At 51.7% G+C, this 10,114-nt stretch carries 7 protein-coding genes; 5 read left to right on the forward strand and 2 right to left on the reverse strand.

The window, feature by feature from the left end:
* The first annotated feature begins 167 nt into the window (after nucleotides 1-167).
* The 5 genes from ACETWG_13110 to ACETWG_13130 all read left to right on the forward strand — a co-directional run bounded on the left by ACETWG_13110 (nucleotide 168) and on the right by ACETWG_13130 (nucleotide 7,414).
* Entirely contained in the window at nucleotides 168-1,232 is a 1,065-nt protein-coding gene (locus ACETWG_13110) for a PorV/PorQ family protein (GenBank protein MFB0517525.1), read from the forward strand.
* 162 nt (nucleotides 1,233-1,394) lie between these two features.
* On the forward strand, nucleotides 1,395-2,921 hold the full coding sequence (locus ACETWG_13115) for a hypothetical protein (GenBank protein MFB0517526.1): 1,527 nt from the start codon (nucleotides 1,395-1,397) through the stop codon (nucleotides 2,919-2,921).
* Between the two features lie 17 nt (nucleotides 2,922-2,938).
* Nucleotides 2,939-4,786: a family 16 glycosylhydrolase gene (locus tag ACETWG_13120; protein ID MFB0517527.1), complete on the forward strand. Its 1,848-nt coding sequence runs from the start codon at nucleotides 2,939-2,941 to the stop codon at nucleotides 4,784-4,786.
* The gene (locus ACETWG_13125) at nucleotides 4,783-5,589 is read left to right on the forward strand and encodes a family 16 glycosylhydrolase (GenBank protein ID MFB0517528.1); all 807 of its coding nucleotides are present in this window, start codon (nucleotides 4,783-4,785) and stop codon (nucleotides 5,587-5,589) included. Before ACETWG_13120 ends, ACETWG_13125 begins: the two co-directional genes overlap by 4 nt.
* A 1-nt stretch (nucleotide 5,590) precedes the next feature.
* Nucleotides 5,591-7,414, forward strand: a complete 1,824-nt coding sequence (locus ACETWG_13130; protein ID MFB0517529.1) for a glycoside hydrolase family 3 protein — start codon at nucleotides 5,591-5,593, stop codon at nucleotides 7,412-7,414.
* 39 nt (nucleotides 7,415-7,453) lie between these two features.
* Here the strand turns inward: ACETWG_13130 and ACETWG_13135 are convergent, their stop codons facing one another.
* Both ACETWG_13135 and ACETWG_13140 read right to left on the reverse strand, forming a co-directional pair.
* On the reverse strand, nucleotides 7,454-8,689 hold the full coding sequence (locus ACETWG_13135; protein MFB0517530.1) for a hypothetical protein: 1,236 nt from the start codon (nucleotides 8,687-8,689) through the stop codon (nucleotides 7,454-7,456).
* A gap of 889 nt (nucleotides 8,690-9,578) precedes the next feature.
* Nucleotides 9,579-10,114, reverse strand: a 536-nt coding sequence (locus ACETWG_13140) for a serine hydrolase (GenBank protein MFB0517531.1), incomplete at its 5' end; no start/stop codon positions are given.

Here is a 10,114-nt window from a genome sequence, read left to right on the forward strand (position 1 = left end):
GGTTGACAATGACCGGGATAATGGCACGGCGCACTGGGACTTGTTAACCCGCGAGGGTTTGGAGATTGCAGCAGGCATGTATATTTACCACGTGAAAGCTGATGCCACCGGGGATGAACGAATCGGCAAATTCGCAGTGATCAAATAAAGTCTGTAAGGATGAGAGAATGATGACCTTTACCAGAAAAGCCCATTTGATCCTATTTACTATGATGATGATCACGACTATCAGTCTGGCTCAAAAACCGCACCGGGTCGGGACTACGGCGGCCAACTTCTTGGAGATCGGTATCGGGAGTGCCGGGAATTCAATGGGGGAAGCCTATGTAAGCATGGCCGGTGATCTATCTTGTATATATTGGAATCCGGCTGGTCTCGCTTTCCTCGAGAAAAATGAAGCCTTGTTCATGTATCAACCGTGGATCGCAGACATTCATACCATTTTTGTCGGCGTCGGGCTGGTTCGAGCCCCCTACGGTACCTTTTCATTGGGACTCTTCAACTTGGACTACGGTGATATAGAGGTCACCAACATGATGATGCAGGAAGGAACCGGTGAAATGTACTCGGCCAACGATCTCAGCTTCAGCCTGGCTTACTCAAGAATGATCACCGACTGGTTCGCCTTCGGCGCCGCAGCGAAGTACATTTCTTCCCAGATCTGGCACACCAGCGCCAACGCACTCGCAGTGGACCTGGGGGTAATTGTCAATACGCACTTCTTCACACTGACGGGCGATCGAAGCGACGGCCTGAGGATCGGTATGAGTATCTCCAATTACGGCACTCGGCTACGCTTTGATGGCATGGACTTATTGACGGGTATCGACTTACTGCCGGACGAACAGGGGAACTATAGCGATGTACCCGGCCAATTCAAAATGCAGGAATGGGAACTTCCACTCATTTTCAGGATCGGTATGTCAGTCAATCCTCTCGTCTCTCGGTATCACCGGTTGACCCTGGCCTTGGATGCTCTGCACCCCAACAACAATTCAGAGTCGATCAATGCCGGCTTCCAGTACCAGTTCAAAGCTCCATCCTTCGGGAGCTTCTATCTCCGTGGCGGGTACAAAGCACTCTTCATGAACCAGTCGGAGTACGGCCTGACTCTAGGTGGTGGAATAGCATTGCGGTTCATGCGCAACGCTGGAGTAAAAATGGACTATGCCTATAAGACCTTGGGCATCCTCGGTGATACTCAGTCTTATACTATCGGGATCAGCTTCTGAATATGCCTGGGTATCCACCTCCACGGCGGGAAAGGAAAGAGTAGGACGGGATAAGACAGTTGATTCTGGAAAAGCCGGGGCGCTCGGCCACTCTACTGTGCCACGACCATTCCAGGTCTCATAGTAACTAATTCCCTTATTAGGTAATTTTGAGTCATTCTCTTGATAACTCCTACCCACCCGGCATTCCCTTCAGCTCTGATTCCCATTTCTCTTGGTTTGCTACTCTCGCTGTCCTGCCACAGACCATCGGTTCCGGAACCAGATGAAACGATTCTTGTTCGGGTTGGTGATAAAACCATCTCCCTGAACGAATTCATCCGGCGGGCGGAATACACGCCGCGCCCACCCTACTGCAACAGCGATAATTATATTCATAAGAAAATCGTACTTAACTCTCTCATAGCCGAAAAGCTCCTGGCGATCGAGGCAGGGAACAACAATCCACTCGTCGAGAATGAACAATTTCGTGCCTTTATTAAGGGACGCAGGGAACAAGCCATGCGACAATGGCTGTACCATACCGAGGCTTATCAACAAGTACGACTTGATACTTCCGACATTAAGCGAGTGTACCAACGAGCCGGCCGCCGATACCGGGTGGCTTTTTTCACACTTCTTAATCAGGACCAGGCAGACAGCGCTAGGGCTGCGTTGTTAGAGAATCCTGATGCTTTTGATCCCATCTATCGGGCTTATAGCCAGCAACCGGAACCACCGATTCGAGATATCAGCTGGGAGGAACCCCACGCTGATCAGCTCCGCCACGCCCTCTATTTGCAGCCCGTCAGCGTGAACCAGGTGATCGGCCCCATCGTCACTGAGGACAATGAATACCTGTTCATGAAGGTCCTTGGCTGGCGGGATCGGATCGACATCAGTGAGCAAGGATCCAGGCAGCGGTGGAACGATGTGGTTGAGCGCCTCACGAGTAGACAGGCTGACCGGCTATTTGAGCAGTACATGAGTGAGGTAATGCAAGGTAAACAGGTTCAGTTTGTTGATCACACCTTCTGGCGACTTGTCCGGGCGCTAGCGCCCATCTACCTCAAGGTACCAGATGAAGACAAGGAGATCCTCAAGCAGACCTTCTGGTCAGAAGTGAATCCGGAGTTTGCCGCCGGCCAGAGGGCAGGCAGCCTGTTCGATTATGATCGCAATCAACCTTTCTTCGCTATCAACGATCAGTTGATGACGGTGGGTGACTTTCTCGACATGGTGAAATCCCACCCCCTGGTTTTCAGGAAAAAGACATTCGATGGATCGGAGTTTCCAGAACAATTCAAATTGGCGGTGGTGGACTTGATCAGGGATCAATATCTCACAGAAGAAGCGCATAGGAAAGGCTACGATCAAGTCAACATGGTAGAGCGAAATACCAACCTGTGGCATGATTACCTGCAAGCGCTCTACGCCAAGTACGAGTACCTGGAGCGGATTGGATACGAAGACAATTTCAGTAGCAATTATCTGAGTGCAATTTCCCAGTATCTGAACCCTTACATAGATAGCCTTCAGGCTAAGTATAATGACATTATAGTGATCAACACCGACATGTTTGAGGAAATCGAGCTCACGCGGATTGACCTGTTTGCAATACAGCCTCAGGCTGCCTACCCCATCGTAGTTCCTGACTTTCCTTTGATCACCACCGATAGTCGGCTGGACTACGGGAGGAAGTCGGAGTAAGGGACCGGGAGCTCACTATGTTCCCTGGGAATCCATTCCAGACAAGGAACCAATTAGGCATTACCTGGGTGTTGCGTTGCCTGTTGTGCGCGCTTATAGGAGCGAGTTGCCCTGTTTCAGCGAAAGATTACAAGGGGGGTGAATGCCGTACTATCGCTGCTTACACCTACGGGCGCTTCGAAGTGCGATGCAAACCGGGGCGGGGCAGCGGTCAGCTGGCGTCCTTCTTTACCTATCATGACGCCGCGTCATCGGATGAGTGGAATGAAATTGACATCGAGATTATGGGGCGCTACGTGGATGATGTGCAGTTCAATACCATCACACCGGGAGTAACCAACCACGTCCGGCACCAATCGATACCTTTCAATCCTTTCGAGGACTTCCACACCTATGCCATCGAATGGACTCCGTATTACGTGGCCTGGTTTGTGGATGGCCAGGAGGTGGCGCGGCAGACGGGCGAGCATATCCAAACCCTGATCCGGCCCCAGAAGATCATGATGAACACCTGGATCCCAACCTATCCCAATTGGTCCGGAGAGTGGAACCAGGCTATCCTGCCTGTCTTTCATTATTACGACTGGGTCAGCTATGCGAGCTACGATTCCGGCAGCGGCAACACCGGTACAAATAACAATTTCACCCTCCAATGGAAGGATGATTTCCATTCCTGGGACACTGCCAGATGGGCCAAAGCCACGCATACCTGGGAAGGCAACAATGTAGACTTCACACCTGAGAACGTGGTATTGGATAATGGATGCATGATCCTTTGTCTCACAGATAGCGTGAATACAGGCTATATAGACAATAATCCGCCTACGGTGATATGGGCCCGGGCTTCAGGCAGCACGGTAACCGCTCTATTCTCAGAGGATGTTGACAGCATCAGTGCCCTGGATCTCTCACACTATGCTATCCCCGGCGTGTCCATCACTGAGATCGAATTTTATGACCGACGCACGGTGGAGCTGATGGTTTCAGGCTTGAATCCGCAAGGGGACTACCAGTTGACGGTCAGTCAGATCAAGGATCTGGCAGCACCGCAGCCCAATGTACAGACAGGTGTCGTCGTCGATCTGCCCTATGTGCCACCTTTGACGTTCCCCGTACGGCTCAACGTTGGAGGGCAAGCCTACAATGACTTTCTACCCGATCAGCAGTGGGGCTATGATCAGGGATACGGTTACCTGGACGGCTGGTCTGCATGGTGGGGCAGCGCTTCTATAGATGCCCCAAAAAATCGGGAAGTATACAAAAGCGCGATAGTGGGACCCGCCAAATATCGAGTGCGGGTGCCTGATGGCCGATACCGGATCACTATGATGTTTTCGGAGAACGAATACGCCGAACTCGGCGGGCGGGTATTCGATGTCTTCATCGAAAACAGCCTTATTGCTGGGAAGCTGGACATCTTCAGCCGGGTAGGAAAATTCCGAGCGTACGATATTCTGGTGGATTCGGTGGAAGTTATCGATGGGATCATTGATCTACACTTCGCGGCGGTGGTGGGTACACCGGTGCTCAACGGATTGATCATTGAATTTCAAGGATTAAGTACCCTGCCAGGCTCGGCGGATGTCCCCTGCGAATATCAACTGCACCAAAACTTCCCCAATCCCTTCAATAGCTCCACTACGATTTCATTTCAACTTGCCAGAAGTAGTTATACATCGCTTTCCGTTTATGACCTTCGGGGACGAAAGCTCCAGACGCTGCTAGGCGATTGGCTGGGACCGGGACAGCATGACATAGCCTGCGATATATTGCTGCCCAGCGGTGTCTATTTCTATCGCCTTGATATAGGAATTGATGGTATTCAGTACCACTCGGAAACCAGAAAGATGATACTCTTGAAATGAAGCCCTTACCCATGTATCGCTTGCTGCGGCTCTTCAGTTTGGCAATGGTAGTGGTATGGTCCGCTGCGGCCTGTGATGATTCTTCCGATGGGAATGTGGAGGATGATGGACACGGCTTGCCCGAGTATGAGGGATGGGAGCTGGTCTGGTACGATCAGTTTGAAGACTCAACGGTGAATAGGTTCTTGTGGAATGTTTTGAACCGTGAACACAGTTATAACAACGAGCTCCAGTACTATGTCCCTGAGGACGTCTATATCGAAAATAGATGTCTGCGGATCAGGAGCCAGAAGCGGCCTTACGGCAGCAAGGAGTATACTTCGGGACAGGTGCACACCCAGAACAAGCATTCTTGGACCTACGGCCGGTTTGTAGTGCGCGCCCGCCTCCCTCGCGGGCAAGGCATGTGGCCGGCCCACTGGATGCTCCCCCAAGACAGCAGCTGGCCTCCCGAAATTGATATCATGGAATTCCTCGGCCATGATCCGCATACTATTTACATGACCAACCACTGGGGCGAGCATCGAAATGGGTGGCATCCCTCACGCGGAGGTAGCCATACCAGTTCAATAGACTATACGGAAAATTTTCATACGTTTGCAGTCGAATGGGAACCGGGAATCATTAAGTGGTTCATTGATGATACCCTCCGGTTCATTTCTTCGGAAGGAGTCCCGGGAAAGCCATTCTTTATTATTCTGAATACCGCTGTGGGCGGGGATTGGCCGGGTAACCCGAATGAGACTACCGTTTTCCCACAATACCACGACATCGACTATGTTGCAGTCTACCAGCGTCCATAAGTTGAACAGACCTAATCGCATTCTTTGCTTATTCTTGCCTTTCGCGCTGATTTTCAGCTGCAAACAACCCACTGATAACGGCGAAGAGCTGCTCCCCTATCAAGATCCAAACCGTCTGGTAGCAGAACGGGTCGAAGACCTGCTGCAGCGCATGACCCTGGAAGAAAAAATCGGTCAGATGACTCAGGTAGACCGGGGATTCATTCAGCAGCCGCAGGACATCTCTGACTACTACCTGGGTTCGATTCTCAGCGGTGGTGGTTCAACGCCGGCAGTTAACGCTCCGCAGGCATGGGCGAAGATGGTCAATACGTACCAGAGTATCGCCCTGCAGACACGCCTGGGTATTCCGATCATCTATGGAATTGACGCTGTTCATGGTCATAACAATGTCGTGGGTGCCGTGATCTTCCCTCACAATATCGGTATGGGTTGCACACGCAATCCATCCCTGGTAGAACAAGCTGCCGCGATTACCGCCAGGGAGGTGGCTGCTACGGGGATCCACTGGACGTTTTCTCCCTGCATCGCGGTTCCCAGGGACGAGCGCTGGGGTCGCACCTACGAGGGATTCGGAGAAGATCCCGAGCTCGTCGCGTCCATGGCTTTTGCTGCCGTTAGAGGCTACCAGGGCACTGATCTGTCAGCTCCCGGGACTATCCTGGCATGCGCGAAACATTTTGTGGGGGATGGGGGTACCGTTGGCGGACACAATGCCGGTGATGTGCAATTGGATGAACAAGCTCTGCGCAACATTCACATGCTTGGCTACTTGGAGGCTATCCGTGCAGGCGTGGGGTCGGTCATGGCCTCTTATAACAGCTGGAATGGGCAGAAAGTCCATGGAGACCATTACCTACTCACCACCGTCCTGAAGGAAGAGCTCGGTTTTGACGGTTTCCTGGTATCGGATTGGGGAGCCATCGATCATTTGCCCGGGGATTATACCAGCGATGTCCGCATTTCCATCAATGCTGGCCTGGATATGATTATGGTCCCCCAGAATTACAGGGAATTCATCGGTACCTTGAAGCTCCTGGTCGAGCAGGAGGAGGTAGCCCTTGAAAGAATAGACGACGCGGTGCGCAGGATTCTGCGCATCAAGTTTCGCCTGGGATTATTTGAAACTCCCTATGCCGATATTGGCATGTCCTCTATAGTAGGGTCCGAGGAACACAGGGACGTAGCGCGTGAATGTGTTCGGCAATCGTTGGTGCTCCTGAAAAATGAAGCGCAATTACTCCCCTTATCCAAGAATCTCGGGCGAATACACGTGGCGGGCAAAGCCGCTGATAACCTTGGCTATCAGTGCGGTGGATGGACCATTACTTGGCAAGGCGGAAGCGGTGATATTACCGAGGGCACGACCGTTCTCGAGGGAATACGGAACACGGTTTCCAATTCGACCACCGTTACGTATTCGATTGATGGTAGTGGGGCGCACGGTGCAGACGTGGGAATTGTGGTTGTGGGTGAAACTCCCTATGCGGAGGGGCATGGTGATCGAACCGATCTTAGCCTGGCTGATGAGGATGTATCAGCGATAATGCGGGTAAAAGCCAACGGAATTCCTGTAGTCGTCATCCTGATATCAGGACGTCCTCTGATCATTTCCGGTGGGCTTGGAAACTGGGACGCCTGCCTCGTGGCTTGGCTGCCGGGAACTGAAGGCCAGGGAGTTGCGGATGTCCTGTTTGGCGATTACAGTCCTACAGGGAAACTATCCTTCACTTGGCCGGCAAACATGGATCAAATCCCGATCAATGAGGGTGACACCGGCTACTACCCGCTGTTTGAGTACGGCTATGGCCTGAGCTACGAGTAAACCGCCCTTTTTACTCCTTTTCCTTTCTGGACATTCCGGTTAATTATCACCAGCTGACGTCCACTCTGTTTTCACAACCTGGTAAGATTCCCGGAAGTCGGTCGCGTACCAATCTCCTGTTTTGTACAACCTGACCAGTCCGAACCATTCCTCTACGTCATCCGGGTCCTGTGAGTAGGAATCCTCCAATCCGAATTTCCACCAGGCATCCAGATACTCGTGGATGCATACTCCAGCGACTTGTTGGTCGGTACTAGCAATGTCCTGCAGGTTCTGGAGGATACCCTCGGCTTGCTCTTGTTCTGTATTCCCGCCGTAGCCGTAATTGGGGGGGCCAAGATGGGGTGCGTTTGGAGCCACGCTTAGGCCAGTCTCGGTGATCAGCAAGGGAACATCCGGATATTTCGCTTTCAATCGTTCGATCCAACCTTGGAACATGGTCCCAGTGGAACTTCCAGGTGTTGTTGATGGACGATAATATGGCACTGCATACGAGTAAGCGTTGTGACTTCGAAAGTCCAAAAATGGGGTGTCGATCAGATCCGCGGTCCGAATCTCATTCGCATAGGACACCAACGGAAGGTTGCCGTAAGTAGCCATTTCATACGTCTTGATATAATCTGCCATCTCTGCCAAAAAGGCTTCGGTGGCGGTCGTATTGCTATCGGTGGTTACGTACGTACCCGAGTAGCCTGTAATGTCCGGATGGTTGGCGTTCGTTGATCGAATGCTTGCCTCGCTCAGCTCATTTCCCGCTAGATATGCCAGCAGGGGTGGATTGTGATCGGTGAAAACGGAATAGATCCGATCAACAACGCTTCGAATGTAGGACCGTGTTTGGTCTTTGAAGACTGAGTCCTGGAAATCGGGCTGCTCAGAATCAATCCATATGGTTTGGATAATGTGGAGATCTCCAACATTCTTTAGTGCCTCATAACAATAACGAGGCGCTCCCCAGAATCTGATAGTGTTGGCACCCATATTCTTTATATCTGCGATATCTTGATCGATGCTGGCTTTCAGTTTTGCCGGTAGTGATGTAGACTGTTCAATGTCCCACGGGAGGTAGCCTGGATAGCCGGGCACATAGACAATCCCTTGAACCACGAATGGTACCTCGTTCTCAAGGATGAAGTTGCCATCGGTGCTGAAGCTATTGCCAGTAGTCGTAGGACCATTAGTGATCTTTTCCGTACAAGCACTATAGATGAATATGATCAGGAGGAAGCTATAGTACCGCCATAAGGACTGGAACGGTCTGTATCTTTTCAGCATCGAATACATGGTCACACACAATGTACGTGGTTCGTTATGCTGGATGCAAAGATGATGGACAGTATTATATCAAATTAATCCCCGGTTTGCGCTCTCAGTCTGCCAACAGGGCGCTGACGCATAAACCAAGTCCCTCAAGATGCTATTATAAAAATAGGCGTCAGAGTAGTGCCGTCATCATTCCCGCCTACGGCGGGGCCGGAAGCAGGGACACTATTGAAATAGGTGGTGGAGCCAGTATCCACCCTATAGCGTATGGAATCTAGTGAATATAATTCCAAATGAATATTAGCCGACTCCCTCGCTCCCCATTTACATAAGCAACTTCTCCACCATCTTCAGTTCAGCAGGTCAAGGACGATATTGAACAGGATTCCGCTCAGCCACCAAGTAGCCGGTTATGTGCTTGCGATGAAACACCTACTAAGATTTCTGGACAGTCACATCCAAATGCTAATACGGCAGGCTAACTGATCGACCGATGTTCTATTGGCCTCCCTGATAAAACCTACTGAACGGTACTATTACTACCCTTCTTAAATGGAGGTAACTACTCTTTATTGAATACTTTAGAAATCTCTAGTCAAGGCCGTTCGGATTCAAAAGCCGGTGTGCGCAGGGTTGTGGGGGTTCGAGTCCTACCCCTTACTTGAGGTAATGCGGATCTTATTCAGTTTCCGGATTGTCCAGATGTGTATGCTACAATCCGTATGCTAAGGTGCGGTTTACCATGTTTAGCAGCACCATCTTGGTGTATTACACCGGGCCCATTATCAGCGGCCAGTCTGGAAATTGAATCCATTATGTTCGGGACTAATCATTAGCATAGCTTTAGAAGATTTCCATTTGTCACCCAACAAAAGCTTATCTTCGTCGTATCCAATACCAATCATTCCTGTAATGAATCCAGCACCTTCGCTACGAACTCCATCATTACCCGGCCGTTGATCCAGCGGGTGACGATGACTAGGTCGTGCTTTGGGTCGCAGTAGATCATGTTCGTACCGCTGCCCAGGTGGATCCACGCCGACTCGGGCGCACTCGCTAACCCCTGGCGGCCGGTGTTCAGGTAGAAGTTCATAAAGCCGTAGCCGGGATTCGCGCCGGTGGGGGTGATGGCCATCTCCCACCACTCCACGGGGAGGAGCTGCTCGTCGCCCCACCTGTAGCGGCGGGCGGTGAGGAGACCGAACCGGGCCTGGTCGTACGCGTTGATGAACATTCCGCCGCCCCAGTGCCCGCCACCGCTCGGGATCTGGACGTTGGTGCCGTCCAGCAGGATCCACGAGTTCTCGTAGCCGTGCCACTGCCAAGTGGGCGACGCGCCGATCGGCCGCATGATCCGCTCCCGCAGCACCTCCTGGATCGGTTCTCGCCAGACCAAGGTGGCCGCCAGCGCCAACAGGTTCACCCGCGTGTCATTAT

The sequence above is a fragment of the Candidatus Neomarinimicrobiota bacterium genome, from assembly GCA_041862535.1.
In the GTDB taxonomy this organism is placed as follows: Bacteria; Fidelibacterota; Marinisomatia; order SCGC-AAA003-L08; family TS1B11.

What these genes read in the sequence shown, in the direction of transcription:
- ACETWG_13125 (MFB0517528.1), top strand. Translation starts at nt 4,783, where the DNA reads ATGAAGCCCTTACCCATGTATCGCTTGCTGCGGCTCTTCAGTTTGGCA.
- ACETWG_13120 (MFB0517527.1), top strand. Translation starts at nt 2,939, where the DNA reads ATGTTCCCTGGGAATCCATTCCAGACAAGGAACCAATTAGGCATTACC.
- ACETWG_13110 (MFB0517525.1), top strand. Translation starts at nt 168, where the DNA reads ATGATGACCTTTACCAGAAAAGCCCATTTGATCCTATTTACTATGATG.
- ACETWG_13135 (MFB0517530.1), bottom strand. Translation starts at nt 8,689, where the DNA reads ATGCTGAAAAGATACAGACCGTTCCAGTCCTTATGGCGGTACTATAGC.